Source organism: Pseudoalteromonas sp. BZK2 (assembly GCF_014349195.1).
GTDB classification, from domain to species: Bacteria; Pseudomonadota; Gammaproteobacteria; order Enterobacterales; family Alteromonadaceae; genus Pseudoalteromonas; species Pseudoalteromonas simplex.
The window spans coordinates 68,943-88,837 of record NZ_JACSOG010000012.1; the positions used below are offsets into that span (position 1 = coordinate 68,943).

Here is a 19,895-nt window from a genome sequence, read left to right on the forward strand (position 1 = left end):
AAGGTGAAGGGTATGGGATGGTTTAGTAGTCCTAAAAACGTTGAGTCAAATAATGATTTAGTTGTTGCAGCACTGAACAAATCGCTGGCAGTTATTGAGTTCGAACCAAGTGGAAACATAATCACTGCGAATGCTAATTTTTTGAATGCCATGGGTTACCGACTTGAAGAAATTCAAGGGCAACATCACGCAATTTTTGTTGATGACCAAGAAACTCAAAGTCCTGAATACCAACAGTTCTGGCAGCGCTTGCGCACAGGTGAATTTATGTCAGATGAATTCAAGCGGTTTGCCAAAAATGGTAAAGAAATTTGGATTCAAGCTACCTATAACCCAATTATTGATAGTAATGGCAATGTCGTTAAAGTTATTAAGTTTGCCAGTGATATTACAGCGCAAAAAGAGCTAGAAAAAAAATCTAAGCGTGATGCAGATCTGTCAAACGCGCTTCGGGTCTGCCAAGCCAATGTGATGATTGCTAATAATGACCTAGAAATTATTTTTGTTAACGACCAAGTACAAAAAATGCTTAAGTTTCGTGAAGAAGCTTTAAAAGAGGTGCTGCCAAACTTCTCGGTTGATAGCTTAGTTGGCACCTGTGTTGATGACTTTCATAAGCAACCATCTCATCAGCGTGAAGTACTAAGAACCTTGACCGAGCCTTTTAAAACAACGCTTAAAATTGCGGATTTAATATTTAGTTTAATAGCAACGCCGTGGCTCAGTGTATCTGGAAGTCGTCTAGGAACAATTGTTGAATGGCAAGATATCACTGATAGCGTGGCAAAAGCGGAAGCTGAAAAACGTGAAGCAGAAGAGAATCTTCGTGTTCGACGCGCGTTAGACCGTGTGGCAACCAATACCATGATTGCAGACGCCGGCAATAATATTATTTACATGAACGAAGCTGTTTTAAATATGATGAAAGCAGCTGAAAGTGATTTACGTAAAGACTTACCTAATTTCAACAGTAGTAACCTCATTGGTCAAAATATTGATGTGTTCCATAAAAACCCAGCACATCAGCGCAATATGCTGGCGAAGCTGAGTAGCACATATAGCACTGAAATATATGTTGGTGGTCGAACATTTGGATTAGTTGCAAACCCTATCTTTACGCCAGAAAACGAACGAATTGGTACGGTTGTAGAGTGGGAAGATAGAACAGCTGAAGTGGCGATTGAAAAAGAAATTGCAGGCCTTGTTGCTGCTGCCGGGAATGGTGATTTAGAAGCGCGTGTTGAAGAAGCGGGCAAACAAGGATTCTTCTTACGTCTAGCGCAGGGCTTGAATAGCCTAGTTAGTATCGTCGATGATGCAGTAAAAGACACGGGCAATATGCTTGATGCCATGGCAAATGGTGATTTATCAAAACGAATAGAACAAGAGTACCAAGGTTCATTCGATAAGTTAAAACGTGATGCAAATGCCACAGCTGATAAGCTTACTGAAGTGATTAATCGCATTAATACCTCTGCAACGCTCGTTGCCAGTGGTGCAGAAGAAATTTCACAAGGTAATGCAGATTTAAGTCAACGGACTGAAGAGCAAGCTTCATCACTTGAAGAAACAGCATCAAGCATGGAAGAAATGACCAGTACGGTTCGTCAAAATGCTGATAATGCAAAAGAAGTGAATGAACTTGCGGAAGAAACGCGTACAAAAGCGCAAAAAGGTGGTGAAGTTGTCAATCGCGCCGTAACCAGCATGTCGGCAATTAATGAATCGAGTAAGAAAATTGCTGACATCATTAGTGTGATTGATGAAATAGCTTTCCAAACAAACCTACTTGCGTTGAATGCTGCAGTCGAAGCTGCACGAGCAGGTGAGCAAGGCCGAGGTTTCGCTGTTGTTGCTGGTGAGGTCCGTAACTTAGCACAGCGTTCAGCCGCCGCAGCAAAAGAAATCAAAGAATTAATCCGAGACAGTGTTGGCAAAGTTGAAGATGGTACATTACTTGTTAATGAATCAGGTTCAACATTGCAAGAAATAGTAACTGCAGTACAAAGAGTTACGGCAATGATCTCTGATATTGCTCAAGCATCAGAAGAGCAAAGCTCTGGCATTGAGCAAGTTAATAAAGCCATCGCTCAAATGGATGAAATGACTCAACAAAATGCAGCTTTAGTTGAAGAAGCATCAGCTGCGGGCGAATCAATGGCTGAACAAGCAAATGATATGCGCCGCTTGTTAAACTTCTTCTCGTTATCAAATAACGAAGTTGATATTTCAAACAGCGCTAGTTCAGCGCCTGCAGCTAAACAGCCAAGCTCACCAGTGCGCTCGGCACCAAAAGGCAACAATTTTGTTGATCCCAGTGACGAGTGGGAAGAGTTTTAAACTCTTCCCGACTTTATTCTAATAGGTTAATTGCACCGACTGTTACAGCTGCAGGGTCAAACACATGAAAGAGTTTTTATTAACGGATAATGATTTCAAGGCTATTTCTTCTCAGGTGTACGATGCGTGTGGCATTGTATTGGCGGAGCATAAACGTGAAATGGTTTACTCGCGTTTAGCAAGACGTATCCGCCATCACAAGCTAAAGAGTTTTAGGGAGTACTTAGGTTTTCTTGATGAGAATAAAGAGCAAGAGTTCAGTGAATTTATTAATGCTATAACCACTAATCTGACTTCTTTTTTTCGTGAGCCCCATCACTTTAATTACCTGAAAAATACTATAGTGCCAAAACTATTGGTTGGTAATGCAAAACAAAAGCGGGTAAGGGTCTGGTCAGCTGGCTGTTCCACTGGCGAAGAGCCTTATACGATTGCTATGACATTGCATGGTTTATTTCCACCCGATTGGGATGTGAAAATTTTAGCCACCGATTTAGACTCAAATGTACTCGCAAAAGCGCAGGCTGGCACTTATACCGCAGCAAATGTGAATGGACTAGACAAAAGCCATCTTAAGCGCTGGTTTTTGAAAAGCCACGATGGAGAACTTTATAAAGTAAAGCCCGAACTACAAAAGAACATTTTTTTTAAGCGTCTAAACTTATTACAGAGCTGGCCTATGAAAGGACCGTTTGATGTGATTTTTTGTCGTAATGTTGTTATCTATTTCGATAAGCCAACCAAAGACGAACTTTTTAAACGCTATCACGACTTACTGACTAACACTGGCTACTTATTTTTAGGGCATTCAGAGACATTAGGGAAGGATCATAAGGAATTTAAAAACTTAGGCCAGACTATTTACCAAAGGGGCGGATCATGAATAGTCACTTCCGGCCTGTTATATCTGGCTTTGAGCATGTGAAACGGTTTTGGGATAATCGTCGTGGGAAGGTAATTGCTAAGGTATTACCTGGCGAGTTTTATGTCTCTAAAACTGATGAATTGATCACGACAGTGCTTGGTTCATGTATTGCAGCATGTATTTATGATGAAGGCCTAGGAATTGGCGGCATGAATCACTTTATGTTGCCTGTAGAAAAAGGAGTCGATCCTAGTAATGCTCATAGTCTTAATTGTCGTTACGGTAACTGGGCAATGGAATATCTGATCAATGAAATCCTTAAAAACGGTGCTTCTAGGCGCAATCTCAAAGTAAAACTGTTTGGCGGAGGGAAAATAATCCGCTCAATGACTGATATTGGTGTTGGCAACATTCGTTTTGCAAATGCTTATATACTTGAGGAAGGTTTAGATTTAGTATCTCATGATGTCGGTGGGCCTTGGCCCCGAAAGGTGATGTTTGATCCTCAAACAGGTAAAGCCCAAGTAAAAAAAATGCGTGAACTGCATTCAGATAAGCTCGAAAAACGTGAAATCAAATACCTACACGATATCGAACAGCAAGATGCAGAAACGGATATTGAATTATTTTAGGAGAGCAAATGATCAAAGTACTCATAGTTGATGATTCTGCTTTGATCCGTGGTTTACTCAAGGAAGTACTCGAGCAAGCAGAAGACATTCAAGTTGTTGGCGCGGCAGAAGATCCTTATCAAGCCCGAGATTTAATTAAGCGCCTCAATCCTGATGTCTTAACGCTGGATATCGAAATGCCGAAAATGGATGGATTAAGCTTTTTAAAAAACTTGATGCGCCTTCGTCCTATGCCAGTTGTGATGATTTCAACACTGACTCAAAAAGGCTCACCCATTACACTGGAAGCCCTCGAAATTGGTGCTGTTGATTTTATTGCTAAACCAACTATCAATGTAACAGAAAACTTGCAGCGATATGCACATTTACTTCAGCAAAAAGTACGCACAGCCGCAGGTGCAAGAATACGTGCATTTAAAGAAACAAAAATTGAAGACGATAGCGCCTTAACAGCACTGCAATTTAAGCCCAATAGTGTACTTGCAATTGGTGCTTCAACAGGTGGAACAGAAGCAATTAAAGAAGTGCTTGTGCGCATGCCAGAAAACTGTCCACCGATAGTGATTACACAGCATATCCCGCCGGTTTTTAGTACTTCGTTTGCGATGCGCATGGATAGAACCTGCAAAATTAGTGTTAAGGAGGCTGAACATGGCGATAAGTTACAGTCAGGTTGGGCGTACATTGCGCCAGGCGATCAGCATTTAAGTGTAGTGAAAAAAGCAGGCGGCCTATACTGCCAGCTTGATACTAATGAGTTGGTTAATCGCCATCGCCCAGCGGTTGATGTGCTATTTAACTCCTTGGTTGTGGCTTGCCCTAAAGCGGTTGTGGCTGCGTTATTGACCGGTATGGGCAGCGATGGCGCAAAAGGCATGCTCGCATTAAATCAAGCAGGAGCTTACACCATCGCGCAAGATGAATTATCGTCAGTGGTATGGGGCATGCCAAAAGCCGCAGTCGAACTCAATGCGGCTAATGAAGTGGTTCGCCTTGATAAGGTCACAGCGCAAATGCTAAAACAAGCAGTTAAGGTACAATAACCCAAGGTTGAGAGAACCAATAATAGCTACCTTTCTTCGCGATAGAAGGGGCCGTGCAGTTAAAGCGAGAGCGGCCTTTTTTCAGTTTTTCAGGTGATGTGATCTTCACCGTATCTTTACTGAGCCAAGTTAAATCAGCTTGACCAATACCTGATACATAACAAGCAAACTGGCTTTTATGAAAGTCCTGCATATCAAATTGCATCGTTAAACTAGGTGGGTTTTCGTCTGTCACACTATCTGAGTAGGTGAGCTGTTTGATAGTGAATGCTTGAGAGTCGAGTTTAGTGGCAAGTGTTTCAAGCTTTGAATAAAAGCCCGATGCTGGAAAACGTGGTAATCGGGTAAAGTCAGAGTGGATACCAACAGCACCCGAATGCTGACCTATACCAACAAAGCCTAGCGATTTTACTAGTTGTTGCAATGAATTATTAAACTCGCCATAAGGGTAAGCGAGGTATTTATAATCATGGCCAATTTCTTCTTTAATTCGCTGCTGGGCAGATAAAATGTCTTTTTTAGTACGTGCAAGCCATGCTTCTTCACTCTCGCCTGGTTGTTTGCGATGTAAGTAATTATGAATTTGCGTATGGTTGCTAATTAAGGCACCTTTTTTCGATAGCTCCTTTAACTGCTGCCAAGTCATTACATAGCTTTTGCCTTCATCAATGAGCTCGGGATTGACGAAAATAGTGTACGGATAGCCAAATTTTTCTAAGATGGGCGCTGCTTCTTCATAGTTATTTTTGTAGCCATCGTCGAAGGTAATCGCGACGGTTTTATCTGTTAGCGGTTGGCCTGTTTGTAATGAGGTAATGAGTTCATCTAATGGAATAACGTTAAAGTTATTATCTTTTAAATATTGCATATGTTCAGTGAATGTTTCGCTACTGACACTGGTAACCGCAGGAAGGCTTTCACTGACGTGGTGATACTGTAGAATGACTGCACCATGGGCGCGCAAAGATAAACCTAACAGGACTGCAAATACTACATGAAACATTTTCTTAAACGTCATAAGGCACACCATAAAAGTTTACTGTTATTAGCCGGTCCGATGATTTTATCAAATATTACCGTGCCAATGTTAGGTTTAGTTGATACTGCTGTAATCGGCCACTTAGGAAGCGCTCACTATTTGGCTGGTATAGCGCTGGGCTCAGCAGTTATCTCGTTATTATTTTGGCTAGCAGGCTTTTTGCGCATGAGTACCACAGGTTTGGTTGCCCAGGCTTATGGTAAAAGCGATCATACCTTGCTCGCTGAGCTATTAAAGCGCAGCTTGTTACTAGCAACAGCGGTTGCGCTGTTATTAATAGCGCTGAGTATACCTATTCAATCCTTAATGGCATATTTATCAAATGCTAATGAAGCTGTTTTAGAACAAGCAAATAGCTATTTTTCTATTCGTATTTTTAGTGCGCCCGCTGCTTTATGTAATTTGGTTTTACTTGGTTGGATGCTAGGTGTCCATTATGGCCGCGGGCCTTTTTATTTATTACTAATCACCAATATTACCAATATCGTGCTTGATATTTATTTTGTGGTGTTTCTTGATTGGGGTGTGGCTGGAGCTGCGTGGGCGTCTTTAATTGCTGATTATATCGCCCTTGCTTTTGCACTTATGTTAGTTGCTCAGCTCGCCAAAAAGCAAGGTGTCAACCTTGCCGTGAAAGCCTGGTTAAGTATTGCTAAGTTACTTGATTTGGTGAGCTTAAATCGCGATATTTTTATTCGCTCACTAGCACTCCAGCTGTGTTTTAGTTTTATGACTTTTTATGGCGCACGGATCGGCGAAACAACTTTAGCGGCTAATGCCGTATTGCTAAACTTTTTAATGTTGGTGAGCTTTGCGCTTGATGGTATTGCTTATGCGAGTGAAGCTAAGGTCGGTAAAGCGAAAGGTGAGCACAGCGCTAAGCAGATTAAGTTATGGGTTAATTTGAGCTTATTTTGGGGCGGGTTATTTGCGCTGTTTTATAGCCTTATATTTTTATTATTTGGTGAGGCAATTATTCGCTTACTTACCGATGTGCCCGAAGTTATCAGTCTTGCAACGGTTTACCTTCCTTGGGTGATTATATTGCCTATCGCGGCGATGGGCTGCTTCTTATTTGATGGCATATTTGTTGGTTTAACCCGTGCTAAAGATATGCGTAATACTATGCTATTTAGTGCTTTAGTGGGCTTTTTTGGACTGTTTTGGTTAGTGAGTAGCTGGCAAAATCATGGTTTATGGTTTGCGATGACCAGCTTTATGCTGATGCGCGGGTTAACGCTGTGGTTTCGCTACCGTAAAATTGTCAATAATCAGCAATTATTAGATTAAATTACTTCCACAAATCAGGGTCGTGATTTTTGGGTGAAGAGCGCTCTAAAACTTGCGCGAAGCGGTTGGCAAAAATACCTAAATAGCCCCAACCAGCAAAGAATAAAGCCACTGCGAGTATGACTAGGCCAATTAATTGAAATAGTGCGGGCCCATAATAACCTATGGCAATAAAAATCACGGCTAGCACAAACAGTGCTAGGCCGCGAAGAAAGCGTTTTAAGCTTAATTTGGGATCGCTACCTAAGCGAAATACCCATTTTTTAAGCATGCTTTAGATACCGGTTAGTAGTAAGAGTGCTCACCAGATTGGTGATCAGTAATGTCTCTTACACCGTTGATTTCGTCAAACTTGGCGATCATTTCTTTCTCGATGCCTTCTTTAAGTGTGACGTCAATCATTGAACAACCGTTACAGCCACCGCCAAATTGCAGTACCGCGATACCGTCAGCTGTAATTTCTACTAGGCTTACTTGACCGCCGTGGTTAGCGAGCTGTGGATTAACTTCGGTTTCAAGCATGTGTTGAACACGCTCTTGTAGTGACGCATCATCGCTAAGTTTGCGTGCTTTTGCGTTTGGTGCTTTAAGCGTTAACTGAGTACCCATTTTGTCAGTTACAAAATCGATTTCAGCTTCTTCTAAGAAAGGGGCGCTTTCTGCATCAACAACGGCATCAAAACCATTGAATGGTAGACGAATATCAGTCGCTTCAACGGCGTCTTCTGGGCAGTAAGATACACCACACTCAGCCTGCGAAGTACCTGGGTTTACTACAAACACACGAATGTTTGTTTGTTCAGCTTGGTCTGCTAAAAGTTTAGCAAAATGAGATTGTGCAGATTCAGAAATAGAGATCATAAAACGGACTATACTTGACTAAATTACTCGGATACTGTGTATCATACTCCGCTCATCGTGTTGTCGCCAGTGTTGAGCGTAAAAAGTTGCATCTATTTTATCGAATGGTAGCGTTAAAACATCAAATAATTACGGGTGCTATCTATGCGTTTCATAATAACAATATTAACCATGCTAGTGAGCGTTAGCGCATTAGCAAAACCTCTTTCTTATTACTTTGAACAAGATGTGAAATTTGACCCAAGTATTCCGACTCCTGAACAGGTGTTAGGCTACGAAGTGGGTGAGTGGCATGTACGTCACGATCAGCTTGTGCAATATATGCAAATTCTTGCTGAAAAAAGTGACCGAATGAATTTTAAAGTAATCGGTCGTACTCATGAGCAGCGTCCATTGGTGATGCTAACAATTACAGCGTCCGACAAACTTGGCCAAGTTGAGCAAATTCGTAAGGCTCACTTAGCTCGCCTAAATGGTGAAGCGAGTGACTCAAGCAAGCAGCCTGCGGTTGTTTGGATGGGTTACAGTGTTCACGGTAATGAATCATCGGGCAGCAATGCATCGTTACTGGTTGCGTATTACCTTGCCGCTGCACAGGGCCCAGAAATCGACGCCTTACTTAACAACACGGTTATTTTACTCGACCCATCATTAAACCCTGATGGCTTAGCGCGTTTTGCAAATTGGGCAAACAGCAACCGTGGCATGAAGTTATCATCAGATCCGCAAACTCGTGAGCATATCGAAAGTTGGCCTAGTAGCCGTACTAACCATTACTTGTTTGATTTAAACCGTGACTGGTTATTACTACAACATCCTGAATCACGTGCACGTATTGCACAGTTTCACCAATGGAAACCGAATATCCTAACTGACTTCCATGAGATGGGCCCAAACAGCACTTATTTTTTCCAACCAGGGATCCCAACTCGTAAGCACCCAATCACGCCTGAAGAAAATGTCACGCTGACTAAAGCAATTGCAAACTATCATGCAAAGACACTTGATGAGCACAACGCACTTTACTTCACTGAAGAAAGCTTTGATGACTTTTACTATGGTAAAGGCTCAACTTACCCAGACGTCAATGGCGGTGTAGGCATCTTATTTGAACAAGCGAGCTCGCGTGGTCACTTACAAGAAACGATCAACGGTCCGTTAAGCTTCCCGTTTACAATTAAAAATCAGTTATTAACTAGCTTATCGACATTCCAAGCAGCGATTGATAACCGTACAGACTTACTTGATTATCAAGCAAAATTTTACAACAAAGCAGTTGATCTTGCTGGTGATGAAGACTTTAAAGGGTATGTAGTTAAAGGCGGCGCTGATCAAAGCCGCATGCAATACTTCCTTGATTTACTTAGACAACATCAAATCAATGCGTACATGTTAGAAGAGCCGTTAAAAGTAAACGGTCAAAGCTTTTCTGAGCAGAGCTATTATGTGCCATTAGCACAGCCACAATTTCGTTTAATTAAAGCAATTTTCAGTGAGCAGCAGCGTTTTGTTGATAATACGTTTTATGATGTATCTGGCTGGACACTTGCTCATGCCTTCAACCTAGAATTTGCAAAGGTAAGCAGCAACTGGGGTTTAAATGTGGCAAAAATGCCTTGGCAGCAAAGTGTTAAGTCAAGCTTTGCAGCATTACCGCAAAGCTATGCTTACGCATTCAAATGGGATGACTACCTAGCGCCAAAAATGCTTAATAGCTTACTCGAGCAAGGCGTGAAAGCACGTGTGGCATTAAGCCCACTAACAGCAAAAACACCATCAGGTGAAATCGCTTTTGAGCCAGGTAGTATTCTTGTTCCTGCTGGTCTGCAAACTGATAGCAACTGGGTTAGTTATTTAAACCAAGCACAGAATGAGTTTGGCATTGAAATTACACCCATTAGTTCGGGCTTAACGGTGAAGGGGGCTGATTTAGGTTCTCGTGCAATGGCGGTTGTGAAAGCGCCTAAAGTATTGCTAGTGGGTGGTCAAGGAACTAGCCAGTATGAGCTGGGAGAAGTGTGGTACTACTTAGATCGTTTTGTTGGTACAGCGCCAAGCATTATCGAAATGGAACGTTTAGGTAACATCGACCTTGAAAACTACAGCCATATTATTTTAGCGCACGGAAATTTCAATCGTCTTGATGATGCGACTAAAGTGGCTATTAAGTCGTGGGTGCGTAAAGGCGGTGTTATTTGGGGTCACAAAGGCGGTGCTAAGTTCTTAGCCGATCAGCAGCTACTAAAAGCCAATTACTTATCTCGTCGTGATGTAGCGAGTGCCTTTGATACCACAGGGCTTAGCTATGCTGATAAAGATGACTTAGCAGGCCGTCAGCGTATTGCAGGGGCTATTTTTAATACCTCAGTGGATTTATCTCATCCACTTACCTATTCGCTGAATCGTAATACATTACCTGTGTTTAAGAATAGCACTTGGCTACTTGAGAAGTCAGATGCCCCATTTGTTAATGTGCTTACTTACACAGATAAACCGCTTTTAGCTGGCTTTACTGATGACGTAAACGTAGAGCAAGTAGCGGGTGCTGCTGGCCTCATTGCGCATTCATATGGCAAAGGCAGTGTGATAGGCATGACAGATAACCCAGTATTCCGTGGTTACTGGTACGGCACGAGTCGATTACTAAGCAATGCCTTATTTTTTGGTAATGCCTTTCATGCCTCTGGTGATAAATAATCACACTTAATCATAATGCAGGTTGCCTAACCCTGTTAGGCAAGTGAGCATAGCCCATATTTGCTTCGCCCCTGCATTTTTTATGGCTTCTGTCGCAGCATTTAAAGTTGCGCCAGAGGTCATCACATCATCAACAACTGCCACGGTTTTCCCTGTTAAATCTTGCTGACAAACAAATGCATTTTGTAGATTTTTAACTCTTTTCGCTTTACTTAACTGTGATTGTGCTTTGGTTGCTTTTTGCTTGTAAAGAGCTGAGCTAACAGTACATTGCTGGTTTTTTAAAACAGGCAGCCAAGTTTGGCTTACCTGATTAAAGCCGCGTGCTAAAAAGCGTTGATTATGCAGAGGCAGCACAATAAAAAGGTCGGGCCAATTTGCATTAACTTGACGAGCTAATTGCAGCTGTTTCCCTATCACTTGTTGTAGTGCCACACGAAAATATTGTTGGTCATTAAATTTCAATTGCTTGAGCCAAAGTTTAAAAGGTGCTTGATACCACGCACAGGCAATTAAATGGTCAAAATTACTATCAGGAAATGCATCACATATATCTGGTCGGTGTAACAGATTTGGATGGCGTGTAAGGTCAAATAAATTAAGGTCATCTAAACAATACTGACACAAAGCTTGATCAGCCTGTATGTGATTCTGGCAGCTAATGCAAAAGTTGGGGAATAGTGCGTCTAGCCCTAGTTTTAAGGCATGAGGTAAGTGAGACATTGCATTCATTCCTTTAAACGCTATTATGAGCGCTAAGTGTGGTTGGGAAATACAAATTATGCAAAATGAGATGGTGCTATTACATGGCTGGGGAATGAACCAAGGGGTTTGGCAAGTGATCAAACCTGAGCTTGAGTTTTTTCATGATGGTGAAGTCCGCTGTCTCGATTTACCTGGCTTTGGTAACGCACAGTCTATTCCCATACCTTACACTTTGCACGCTGCGGCTGAGCAACTAAGTACACAGCTAAATGATCAGTCTATTCTTGTTGGCTGGTCGTTGGGCGGGCTTTTTGCCTTGTATATTGCAGCACATTGGCCTGACAAAGTAGCAAAGGTTGTGTTGGTTGCCTCAACGCCTTTTTTTGCGCAAACCGACGAATGGCCGGGTATCAAACCTGACGTATTAAATGCATTTAAAGATCAGCTAGTTAGTCACAGAGAAAAAACGATAGAACGGTTTTTGGCGATACAAGCGATGGGCAGTGAATCAGCTCGGGATGATATTAAGCAACTTAAAGCACTTTTAAACCAATACCCTGCGCCTCAAGAGCAAGCTTTAAGTGCGGGCTTAGACATTTTACAGCAGGATGATTTACGGGAACTATTCGCTAACCTTAGCGTACCTGTGCGTGGTATTTTCGGTCGCTTAGATTCATTAGTACCGTATCGTGCGATTGAAAAAATGCATGCCATACAACCCCAGTTTGAATACGAGGTTTTAGATAAAGCTTCACATGCGCCTTTTATTTCTCATAAAGCAGCATTTATATCAGCACTGAAATCAATGTGTTAAGCAAAACTCGCTGAGAGGCCAGAAAAATAGCGGGATTTAGCTTTATTTTGCTCGTTTTATGAGCGATACTTACCGGGTAGATCTCACTGTTGGAGGGTGTTATGCCAATCAGTTCTGTTTTTAATAATGCGGTAGAAGGTTATAACCGTGCAAGCCAAGGTATCGAAAAGGCAAGCGCTGAGATTAGCCGTGCCTCAATTGATCAGCAAGATGATGCCCAATTAGCTCAACAACGCCAATTACAAGCGGCGACTCCAAATGAAGCTGTAACTCCGCCAGTTTCACAACCTGCCCCAATTGATGAGTCGCTTGTTAACTTAAAAGTTGAAGAGTTTAATGCAAAAGCCAATATCAACACGATTCAGACTGCTGATGAAGTGCTCGGCACATTAATAGATATTAAAGTTTAAAAACTTATGAATATCGTCACTCCGTTTCCTTCGATTAATATCAACACGGCGAACGTGCACACCGAAAGTGCTCGCCGTGATAATCAGTTACGTGAAGTGATCCCGCCACCTGCCGCTACCAAGCCGAGTAATGCAGAAAATAAAACCCTGAATGATGGCGACAAAACCAAGCAGCCGGGTTCTGAGGCGGGTACGTATGATGCAAAAGGGCGTCTGGCTGAAGACAAGGTGATTGAAGAACGTAAGCAAGGTGGTGAGCAAGAAGAGCCTGAACAATCAGAGCAAGAACAACAAGAAGCTAAACAAGAGCAGCAAAAAGAGCAAAAGGTTGCCCAGCAAGAGCAGCAAGATGCTGAGCAAATTAAAGAGCTAAAAGCCCGCGATACCGAAGTACGTATTCATGAGCAAGCTCATGCATCAGTGGGGGGGCAATATGCGGGCTCACCAAGCTATGAATATCAACGCGGTCCTGATGGTACGAACTATGCTGTGGGCGGCGAGGTGCAAATTGATGTTGCTGTAATTGAAGGCGACCCAAAAGCCACAATTGAAAAAATGCAGACGGTGCGTGCTGCAGCACTTGCACCACAAGAGCCTTCGAGTGCTGATCGTTCAATTGCCGCAGATGCCACGCAAAAGCTGATGGCAGCGCAAGCTGAGCTCGCCAGTCAATCAGCCGATGGCGATGTTGATTCAGGTAAATCGACCTTCAAAATAAACAGTGAGTATGGTGAAGATAGCGCTACTCAAACTAGCGAAACCAAAACAGCAAAGCGTGACGTTGAAGTAGATGAGCGCGCTGCACGTATTGCTAATTTTTATCAAGCAGCGACCTCGCCAACTAATCAAAATCAGTTCTCTGCTTTTATTTAAGTTTCTAAAATAAAAAACCGCGTAAGTTTACACTTACGCGGTTTTTTTCGACTTATGCCTACAGCCTATTATTTTTTCACTTTTGCATTGGCAAATGCATCAGCAAAGGCATTACCCATGGCAACATTGCCAAATTCGCGTTTTTGTTTAGGTGCACTTTTCGCTTTCGCAGCTGGCTTAGGTTTGCTAGCTGATGCGGCTTTATTGCTGGTATCAACATCATCGTCTAAACGCATGGTAAAGCTAATACGTTTACGGGCAGCATCTACTTCAACTACTTTTACTTTTACAATATCGCCCGCTTTAACCACTTCACGTGGATCAGAGATAAACTTGTTCGTAATAGCAGAAATATGCACTAAACCGTCTTGGTGTACACCCACATCAACAAAGGCACCAAAGTTAGCAACGTTAGACACTACACCTTCTAAAATCATACCCGGTTTTAGGTCATTAATGGTTTCAACACCGGCTTTAAATTCAGCTGTTTTAAACTCAGGGCGCGGGTCGCGGCCCGGTTTATCAAGTTCTTTGATAATGTCGGTAACCGTTGGTAAACCAAACTTTTCGTCTGTGTAGTCGTTCGCAACGAGCTTGTTTAGGATGTCAGAGTTACCAATTAGGCTGTTAACATCTAAGCTGTTCTTCTCGCAGATACGCTTAACAACTGGGTAGGCTTCAGGGTGAACTGACGAGTTATCAAGAGGATCTGAGCCTGTGCTGATACGTAAGAAACCGGCAGCTTGTTCAAAGGCTTTAGGCCCTAAACGTTCAACTTTTTTAAGTTCAGAACGTTTGCTAAATGAGCCATTCGCATCACGGTAGCTAACGATATTTTGTGCTAACGTTTTGTTTAAGCCAGATACGCGAGTAAGTAATGGCACCGACGCCATATTTAAGTCTACACCCACTGAGTTTACACAGTCTTCAACCACAGATGTTAGCGTTTGACCAAGTTGGCTTTGCGATACATCGTGCTGATATTGACCTACACCGATTGATTTAGGCTCAATTTTTACCAGCTCAGCAAGTGGGTCTTGTAAGCGGCGCGCGATAGACACAGCACCACGTAGTGAAACATCAAGGTTAGGGAATTCATTGGCGGCAAACTCAGACGCTGAATAAACAGAAGCGCCCGCTTCACTGACCATAATTTTATTTAGCTTAAGCTCACTGTTCGCTTTAATCAGCTCTGCAACTAACTTGTCAGATTCACGTGAAGCCGTACCATTACCAATAGCGATTAGCTCAACTTTATGTTGGCGGCATAATTGCTCAAGAGTACGAAGTGATTTATCCCAATGATTTTGTGGTGCGTGCGGGAAAATCGTTTGTGTTGTTAACAGCTTGCCTGTGCTATCGACAACGGCAATTTTACAACCAGTACGCAGGCCAGGATCGAGACCTAACGTAGTACGTGGACCTGCAGGAGCGGCCATTAATAAATCTTTTAAGTTTTTAGCAAAAACGTCAATTGCGCCGGTTTCTGCTTTTTCGCGCATTGCACCTAAAAATTCATTCTCAAGGTGAAGGCTTAACTTAATTTTCCATGCCCATTGCACTACGCCCATTAACCAACTACTTGCAGCAGAATTGCTAACATCTAAGCGATAATGATCGGCAATCATTTGTGCACACACTTGCGCCGGATTTTCTGCGCCAGGCTCTGGGTTGATACTAAGTTGTAAGACGCCTTCATTACGCGCACGCAGCATAGCAAGTGCACGGTGTGATGGTACTTTTTTAAGTGGTTCTTGATGCTCAAAGTAGTCGCGGTACTTTACGCCTTCATTTTCTTGACCAGCGATTACAGTACTTTCAATCTGACCATGTTGTGCGATATGACTACGGAATTTAGCAAGTAGTTTGGCGTCTTCTGCAAAACGCTCCATTAAGATAAACTTAGCGCCATCTAACACCGCTTTATTATCTGCAAAGCCTGCATCGGCATTAATGTAGTCACTTGCTTGTTGTTCAGGGTCGAGGCTAGGGTTGTTAAATAGCGCATCGGCAAGCGGCTCAATACCCGCTTCAATGGCAATTTGTCCTTTTGTACGGCGCTTAGGTTTGAAAGGCAAATATAAATCTTCAAGCTCAGTTTTACTGTCAGCGTTATTAATATCAGCACTTAGCTCAGCAGTTAACTTGCCTTGCTCTTCGATAGTATTAAGGATAAAGCCGCGGCGCTCTTCTAATTCACGTAAATACGATAAACGCTGCTCAAGTAAACGTAATTGCGTGTCATCTAAGCCACCAGTTACTTCTTTACGATAACGGGCGATAAAAGGAACTGTGGCACCTTCATCAAGTAATTTGATTGCAGCAACAACTTGTGGTTGCTGGGCACTTAGCTCAGTTGCTAAGCGTGCAGAGATATTGCTCATGCATAACCCTTTTTAAAAATAGAAAATCAGTAAAACTGAAGATTAATTGCCTGAATAATATCACAATAAGAAGGCCTTAAAAGCACTGCTTTTAAGGCCTGCAAAAATAGTCTTACACAACGCGGGTTTTAACGCTTAGTGCGGGTGATCAACCTGCTGTAATACTTCGCTGAAGCCATTAGCAATTGGGTTGATATTAACAGGAATATGTAATTTTTTAGCAATTTCACGGGCTGAAATCAAACCACAAATTTCATGTTCAGCGCTGGTTACTAAAAGGAACATCATACCTTGGTGTTCCATAGTTTGCAGTGCATCGCCAATGCATGCATAGCTAATACTTTGTAAGCTTACACCAGCTAAGCTGCTAAGTGGTGTCATTACATGCTGCAAAGTAACTTCATTGCGATGTAAATTGAGGCGCTGAGCAAGAATCATGATTTTAGAGCTTTGTAAGTCAGCACTTGAAGTAATACCAATAAGCTTTTCGTCATTATCTACGACTAAAATAAAGTCAGAACAACGACTGCTGGTTTGTTTAAGTGCATCGACAATACTCAAATCATGATGTGCTCGCACAGGGTCTTTGCTTGTAAAGCTATTTAATACTTTTAGCGCTGGAGAAGTTAAGTCGAGGGTTGGTTCAACTTCGTTTACAGTATTAGATAAAGCACCATTAGAAATGTCTTGAAGACGTAATTCTTTGAATTTATTCATTTTGATCACCATACATTTTAATAAAACTGAAATAGAAAATTTGAGTTAATTAAAAAGCAGGTGGTCCTCGCTGGTGCGCGCTATAAACAGACACCTTATTACAAGGGGGAACATACGAAACAACAGGTGCATCTTGCAGTGGTTGGGCTACATTAGTGATGAACGCAGGAGTATGTTTATCGAGGTCGGTATCTAAGTTAGCAGGGTCCGCACTATCACACGCAATAAAATGAGCAGTTGGCGTAACACTGTCTGAGTGGCTTTCTATATCACTGGCGTAAGATATCAAACTCACACTAATTAATAGTGCGAATACAATGGCATTACTCATTATGCGTTGTATTGCGTTTGACATACTTACTACCTTCTAAAACTCAAGTAATGATTTATCTTGAGTACCTTTAGTTATAGATCACATTTTTAGACTAAACAATCACTAATTAACGCTTTCTGAATTTTCAGGGAAAATTAGTTTGCATCAGGATAAGTTATCTCGTTGATATACCATTCTTTTGCGCCTTCAGGCGTGATCACCGAAAAATCATCATCTACCTGTTTGCCAAGGAGCGCTCGAGCCATAGGTGCATCAATCGAAATGTAATCTTTGCGCTCGTAAATTTCGTCGGGGCCGACAATGCGAAAACGCTTTGTATCGCCTTGTTCATTCTCAATTTCGACCCAAGCACCAAAAAACACTTTACCTGCTTGTTGCGGGTTGTAGTCAACAATTTTAAGATCTGGCATGCGTTTACGAAGATAGCGTACGCGGCGATCTATCTGTCGTAAAACACGTTTGTTGAATTGATAATCTGCGTTTTCAGAACGGTCGCCCAAGCTTGCTGCCCAAGTCACAATTTTGGTGATTTCAGGGCGCTTTTCATGCCATAGGTAGTCATGTTCTTGTTGTAATTGCTGATACCCTTCTCGGGTTATTAAATTTGTCTTTGCCATTTTATTCAGCCTAAAAAGAAAACCAGCCGCAAGGTATAAAAGTCTTTTACCTTTGTCGAGTGGGATTTTGAAATGTTCAGTAACAATCTAAGCGCGTAATTCGTTTTTTATTCTTAACTTTTTCATTTATATTAATAAGTAACATATTACAAAAAGAATGAAAGTTATGGGACACGAAACGACAAAAGTATTGGTTGTTGATGACGATATGCGCTTACGTAGCTTGCTAGAGCGTTACCTTGTAGAACAAGGCTTTATTGTTCGCTCAGCAGCAAATTCAGAGCAGATGGATCGCTTATTAGAGCGCGAGAACTTCCACTTGATTGTATTAGATTTAATGTTACCAGGTGAAGATGGATTATCAATTTGCCGTCGTTTACGTCAAAAAGAAAATGACATTCCAATTGTAATGCTTACAGCCAAAGGCGATGAAGTTGACCGCATAATCGGTTTAGAGCTTGGTGCTGATGATTACATTCCTAAACCATTCAACCCACGTGAACTGTTGGCGCGTATTAAAGCAATTTTACGTCGTCGTGCTAAAGAAGTACCAGGTGCGCCTGCTGCCGAAGAAAACGAAATTAGCTTTGGTGATTTCACACTAAACCTTGCGACCCGTGAAATGAGCCATGGTGATAAAACAATGTCGTTAACCAGTGGTGAGTTTGCAGTATTAAAAGCGTTAGTGACTCATCCGCGTGAACCGCTTAGTCGCGATAAATTGATGAATTTAGCTCGCGGCCGAGATTACAGTGCGCTTGAGCGCAGTATCGATGTTCAGGTTTCACGCTTACGCCGCATGATCGAAGTGGATGCCGCGAATCCTCGTTATATACAAACAGTATGGGGTTTAGGCTACGTATTTGTGCCAGACGGTGAAAAATAACAGTAATGGGCATGTTTCCACGTAGTGCGTTTGGACAAACGGTATTTTTGGTTGCAGCCCTGCTGTTAATCAATCAAATTGTCTCTTATATTACGGTCAGTTTTTATGTTGTTAAACCAACTATAGAACAAGTAAACCTGATCCTTTCTAAACAGGTGAAAACCGTGTTTATTGAATGGGAAGAAGGGGTTGAGGTAAGCAAAGAAGCTTCTGATAAGTTTTTTGAGATCACCGGCATCGAAGTGATGACCCAGCGCCAAGCGATGAGTCAGGGTTTGGCTGAAACTCGTGAGTACTCCATGTTATCGCGCAGTATGTCGAAAGAGCTCAATGGTTCTGCTCGGGTACGTATTAGCCAAACCGACCCACTTGTTTATTGGGTTGAAGCTCCACAAGCACCGGGTTATTGGGTGCGCGTGCCGCTCACCGGCCTGCAAGAAAACAACCTAAAATTCTTAACCTTTTATTTATCGAGTATTGGCTTTTTAAGTGTGCTCGGTGGGTGGTTGTTTGCCCGCCATCTAAATAGACCTTTAAAAGCACTGCAACAAGCCGCTGTTAAAGTAGGGGTAGGTGACTTTTCTACCAAATTAGAAGAACAAGGTTCTACAGAAGTCATTGAAGTAACCCGTGCGTTTAACCAAATGTCGCGTGGTATTGCAGCTCTTGAGAACGACCGTCGGTTATTAATGGCAGGTGTTTCTCATGACTTGCGCACGCCGCTTACACGAATTCGCCTTGCCACCGAAATGATGTCGGACGATGAAGATTACCTGCGTGAAGGGATCATTCATGATATTGAAGACATGAATGCCATTATCGACCAATTCATTGAATATTTACGCCACCACAAACGTGAAGAACTTGAGCTAGAAGATTTAAACGCGATTGTGTCAGAAGTTGTCGAAGCTGAACAAAAACATCACCGCACTATTACCTTTAAAGAGAATCCGAGCTTAAGTGAAGTGCCAGTGAGTATGGTGGCAATAAAGCGTGTTGTTACTAATATGATTGAAAACGCAATTCGCTATTCAGATGGTGATATAGAGGTTGAAACCCGCGTGAGCAGTAATAAAAAGTTTGCCATAGTTGTGGTTAACGATCACGGTCCGGGGATCCCAGAAAGCGAACTTGAAACTGTATTTGAACCGTTTAAACAAGGTGATGCCGCTCGCGGTAGCGAAGGCAGTGGCTTAGGCCTTGCAATTATTAAACGTATTGTCGATATGCACGGCGGCCGAGTACAACTACTTAATCGTCCAGAAGGTGGCCTCAGTGCGCAAATCTATTTGCCGTTTTAAAAGTATTTAGCTGTAAGCCTTAAGCTATAAGTTTCAAGCAGCCCGAGTGGGCTGCTTTTTTATGGCAATAAAAAAGCGCGACATCAA

The 19,895-nt window shown here is 42.2% G+C and carries 19 protein-coding genes; 11 read left to right on the forward strand and 8 right to left on the reverse strand.

Features of this window, described 5'->3' with window-relative positions:
• The first annotated feature begins 12 nt into the window (after nt 1-12).
• From BIZ38_RS09170 to BIZ38_RS09185, 4 genes are all read left to right on the forward strand, one after another.
• Complete coding sequence (locus tag BIZ38_RS09170; protein ID WP_138601015.1) at nt 13-2,340, forward strand: methyl-accepting chemotaxis protein; 2,328 nt, start codon at nt 13-15, stop codon at nt 2,338-2,340.
• A gap of 64 nt (nt 2,341-2,404) precedes the next feature.
• The gene (locus tag BIZ38_RS09175) at nt 2,405-3,223 is read left to right on the forward strand and encodes a CheR family methyltransferase (RefSeq protein WP_054554442.1); all 819 of its coding nucleotides are present in this window, start codon (nt 2,405-2,407) and stop codon (nt 3,221-3,223) included.
• Nucleotides 3,220-3,837 (forward strand): chemoreceptor glutamine deamidase CheD, encoded by a 618-nt coding sequence (cheD, locus tag BIZ38_RS09180; protein ID WP_054554441.1) that lies wholly within the window; start codon nt 3,220-3,222, stop codon nt 3,835-3,837. Before BIZ38_RS09175 ends, cheD begins: the two co-directional genes overlap by 4 nt.
• An 8-nt stretch (nt 3,838-3,845) precedes the next feature.
• The gene (locus BIZ38_RS09185; protein ID WP_187490151.1) at nt 3,846-4,880 is read left to right on the forward strand and encodes a chemotaxis response regulator protein-glutamate methylesterase; all 1,035 of its coding nucleotides are present in this window, start codon (nt 3,846-3,848) and stop codon (nt 4,878-4,880) included.
• On the opposite strand, the gene BIZ38_RS09190 is transcribed toward BIZ38_RS09185, so the two are convergent.
• A complete protein-coding gene (locus BIZ38_RS09190; RefSeq protein WP_228290611.1) occupies nt 4,867-5,898 on the reverse strand; it encodes a polysaccharide deacetylase family protein in 1,032 nt (343 codons plus the stop codon). The genes BIZ38_RS09185 and BIZ38_RS09190 overlap by 14 nt on opposite strands.
• On the opposite strand from BIZ38_RS09190, the gene dinF reads away from it, so the two are divergent.
• On the forward strand, nt 5,875-7,209 hold the full coding sequence (dinF, locus tag BIZ38_RS09195) for an MATE family efflux transporter DinF (RefSeq protein WP_138618440.1): 1,335 nt from the start codon (nt 5,875-5,877) through the stop codon (nt 7,207-7,209). The two genes, BIZ38_RS09190 and dinF, sit on opposite strands and share 24 nt — an antisense overlap.
• Before the next feature lies 1 nt (nt 7,210).
• On the opposite strand, the gene BIZ38_RS09200 is transcribed toward dinF, so the two are convergent.
• On the reverse strand, nt 7,211-7,480 hold the full coding sequence (locus BIZ38_RS09200; RefSeq protein WP_054554438.1) for a hypothetical protein: 270 nt from the start codon (nt 7,478-7,480) through the stop codon (nt 7,211-7,213).
• 14 nt (nt 7,481-7,494) lie between these two features.
• Complete coding sequence (nfuA, locus tag BIZ38_RS09205) at nt 7,495-8,070, reverse strand: Fe-S biogenesis protein NfuA (RefSeq protein WP_054554437.1); 576 nt, start codon at nt 8,068-8,070, stop codon at nt 7,495-7,497.
• 144 nt (nt 8,071-8,214) lie between these two features.
• On the opposite strand from nfuA, the gene BIZ38_RS09210 reads away from it, so the two are divergent.
• Nucleotides 8,215-10,767 carry a M14 metallopeptidase family protein gene (locus tag BIZ38_RS09210; RefSeq protein WP_187490152.1) on the forward strand — a complete coding sequence of 851 codons (2,553 nt, stop codon included), beginning with the start codon at nt 8,215-8,217 and terminating at the stop codon, nt 10,765-10,767.
• A 6-nt stretch (nt 10,768-10,773) separates the two neighbouring features.
• Here the strand turns inward: BIZ38_RS09210 and BIZ38_RS09215 are convergent, their stop codons facing one another.
• Entirely contained in the window at nt 10,774-11,490 is a 717-nt protein-coding gene (locus BIZ38_RS09215) for a ComF family protein (RefSeq protein WP_138601023.1), read from the reverse strand.
• 58 nt (nt 11,491-11,548) lie between these two features.
• Here BIZ38_RS09215 and bioH point away from each other — a divergent pair, with 58 nt between their 5' ends.
• The 3 genes from bioH to BIZ38_RS09230 all read left to right on the forward strand — a co-directional run bounded on the left by bioH (nt 11,549) and on the right by BIZ38_RS09230 (nt 13,569).
• On the forward strand, nt 11,549-12,286 hold the full coding sequence (gene bioH, locus BIZ38_RS09220) for a pimeloyl-ACP methyl ester esterase BioH (protein WP_187490153.1): 738 nt from the start codon (nt 11,549-11,551) through the stop codon (nt 12,284-12,286).
• Nucleotides 12,287-12,387: 101 nt separating this feature from the next.
• Nucleotides 12,388-12,696, forward strand: coding sequence for a hypothetical protein (locus BIZ38_RS09225; RefSeq protein ID WP_054554434.1), 309 nt, complete (start codon nt 12,388-12,390; stop codon nt 12,694-12,696).
• A gap of 6 nt (nt 12,697-12,702) precedes the next feature.
• Nucleotides 12,703-13,569, forward strand: coding sequence for a putative metalloprotease CJM1_0395 family protein (locus BIZ38_RS09230; RefSeq protein ID WP_138601025.1), 867 nt, complete (start codon nt 12,703-12,705; stop codon nt 13,567-13,569).
• 68 nt (nt 13,570-13,637) lie between these two features.
• Here BIZ38_RS09230 and BIZ38_RS09235 read toward each other — a convergent pair whose 3' ends face one another.
• The 4 genes from BIZ38_RS09235 to greB form a co-directional block, all read right to left on the reverse strand.
• A complete protein-coding gene (locus BIZ38_RS09235) occupies nt 13,638-15,953 on the reverse strand; it encodes a Tex family protein (RefSeq protein ID WP_187490154.1) in 2,316 nt (771 codons plus the stop codon).
• Between the two features lie 135 nt (nt 15,954-16,088).
• Nucleotides 16,089-16,670, reverse strand: a complete 582-nt coding sequence (locus BIZ38_RS09240) for a CBS domain-containing protein (RefSeq protein ID WP_054554431.1) — start codon at nt 16,668-16,670, stop codon at nt 16,089-16,091.
• 49 nt (nt 16,671-16,719) lie between these two features.
• Nucleotides 16,720-17,025, reverse strand: a complete 306-nt coding sequence (locus BIZ38_RS09245; protein WP_054554430.1) for a hypothetical protein — start codon at nt 17,023-17,025, stop codon at nt 16,720-16,722.
• Between the two features lie 113 nt (nt 17,026-17,138).
• Nucleotides 17,139-17,621, reverse strand: coding sequence for a transcription elongation factor GreB (greB, locus tag BIZ38_RS09250; RefSeq protein WP_054554429.1), 483 nt, complete (start codon nt 17,619-17,621; stop codon nt 17,139-17,141).
• Nucleotides 17,622-17,787: 166 nt separating this feature from the next.
• Between greB and ompR the strand changes: the two genes are divergently transcribed.
• Both ompR and envZ read left to right on the forward strand, forming a co-directional pair.
• Nucleotides 17,788-18,507 carry a two-component system response regulator OmpR gene (gene ompR / locus BIZ38_RS09255; protein ID WP_054554428.1) on the forward strand — a complete coding sequence of 240 codons (720 nt, stop codon included), beginning with the start codon at nt 17,788-17,790 and terminating at the stop codon, nt 18,505-18,507.
• Nucleotides 18,508-18,512: 5 nt separating this feature from the next.
• The gene (gene envZ / locus BIZ38_RS09260; RefSeq protein ID WP_054554427.1) at nt 18,513-19,808 is read left to right on the forward strand and encodes a two-component system sensor histidine kinase EnvZ; all 1,296 of its coding nucleotides are present in this window, start codon (nt 18,513-18,515) and stop codon (nt 19,806-19,808) included.
• Nucleotides 19,809-19,895: the final 87 nt, after the last annotated feature.

Coding starts and splice junctions, on each gene's coding strand:
- BIZ38_RS09170 (WP_138601015.1), top strand. CDS start 13: ATGGGATGGTTTAGTAGTCCTAAAAACGTTGAGTCAAATAATGATTTA.
- BIZ38_RS09175 (WP_054554442.1), top strand. CDS start 2,405: ATGAAAGAGTTTTTATTAACGGATAATGATTTCAAGGCTATTTCTTCT.
- cheD (WP_054554441.1), top strand. CDS start 3,220: ATGAATAGTCACTTCCGGCCTGTTATATCTGGCTTTGAGCATGTGAAA.
- BIZ38_RS09185 (WP_187490151.1), top strand. CDS start 3,846: ATGATCAAAGTACTCATAGTTGATGATTCTGCTTTGATCCGTGGTTTA.
- dinF (WP_138618440.1), top strand. CDS start 5,875: ATGAAACATTTTCTTAAACGTCATAAGGCACACCATAAAAGTTTACTG.
- BIZ38_RS09190 (WP_228290611.1), bottom strand. CDS start 5,898: ATGACGTTTAAGAAAATGTTTCATGTAGTATTTGCAGTCCTGTTAGGT.
- BIZ38_RS09200 (WP_054554438.1), bottom strand. CDS start 7,480: ATGCTTAAAAAATGGGTATTTCGCTTAGGTAGCGATCCCAAATTAAGC.
- nfuA (WP_054554437.1), bottom strand. CDS start 8,070: ATGATCTCTATTTCTGAATCTGCACAATCTCATTTTGCTAAACTTTTA.
- BIZ38_RS09210 (WP_187490152.1), top strand. CDS start 8,215: ATGCGTTTCATAATAACAATATTAACCATGCTAGTGAGCGTTAGCGCA.
- BIZ38_RS09215 (WP_138601023.1), bottom strand. CDS start 11,490: ATGTCTCACTTACCTCATGCCTTAAAACTAGGGCTAGACGCACTATTC.
- bioH (WP_187490153.1), top strand. CDS start 11,549: ATGCAAAATGAGATGGTGCTATTACATGGCTGGGGAATGAACCAAGGG.
- BIZ38_RS09225 (WP_054554434.1), top strand. CDS start 12,388: ATGCCAATCAGTTCTGTTTTTAATAATGCGGTAGAAGGTTATAACCGT.
- BIZ38_RS09230 (WP_138601025.1), top strand. CDS start 12,703: ATGAATATCGTCACTCCGTTTCCTTCGATTAATATCAACACGGCGAAC.
- BIZ38_RS09235 (WP_187490154.1), bottom strand. CDS start 15,953: ATGAGCAATATCTCTGCACGCTTAGCAACTGAGCTAAGTGCCCAGCAA.
- BIZ38_RS09240 (WP_054554431.1), bottom strand. CDS start 16,670: ATGAATAAATTCAAAGAATTACGTCTTCAAGACATTTCTAATGGTGCT.
- BIZ38_RS09245 (WP_054554430.1), bottom strand. CDS start 17,025: ATGTCAAACGCAATACAACGCATAATGAGTAATGCCATTGTATTCGCA.
- greB (WP_054554429.1), bottom strand. CDS start 17,621: ATGGCAAAGACAAATTTAATAACCCGAGAAGGGTATCAGCAATTACAA.
- ompR (WP_054554428.1), top strand. CDS start 17,788: ATGGGACACGAAACGACAAAAGTATTGGTTGTTGATGACGATATGCGC.
- envZ (WP_054554427.1), top strand. CDS start 18,513: ATGGGCATGTTTCCACGTAGTGCGTTTGGACAAACGGTATTTTTGGTT.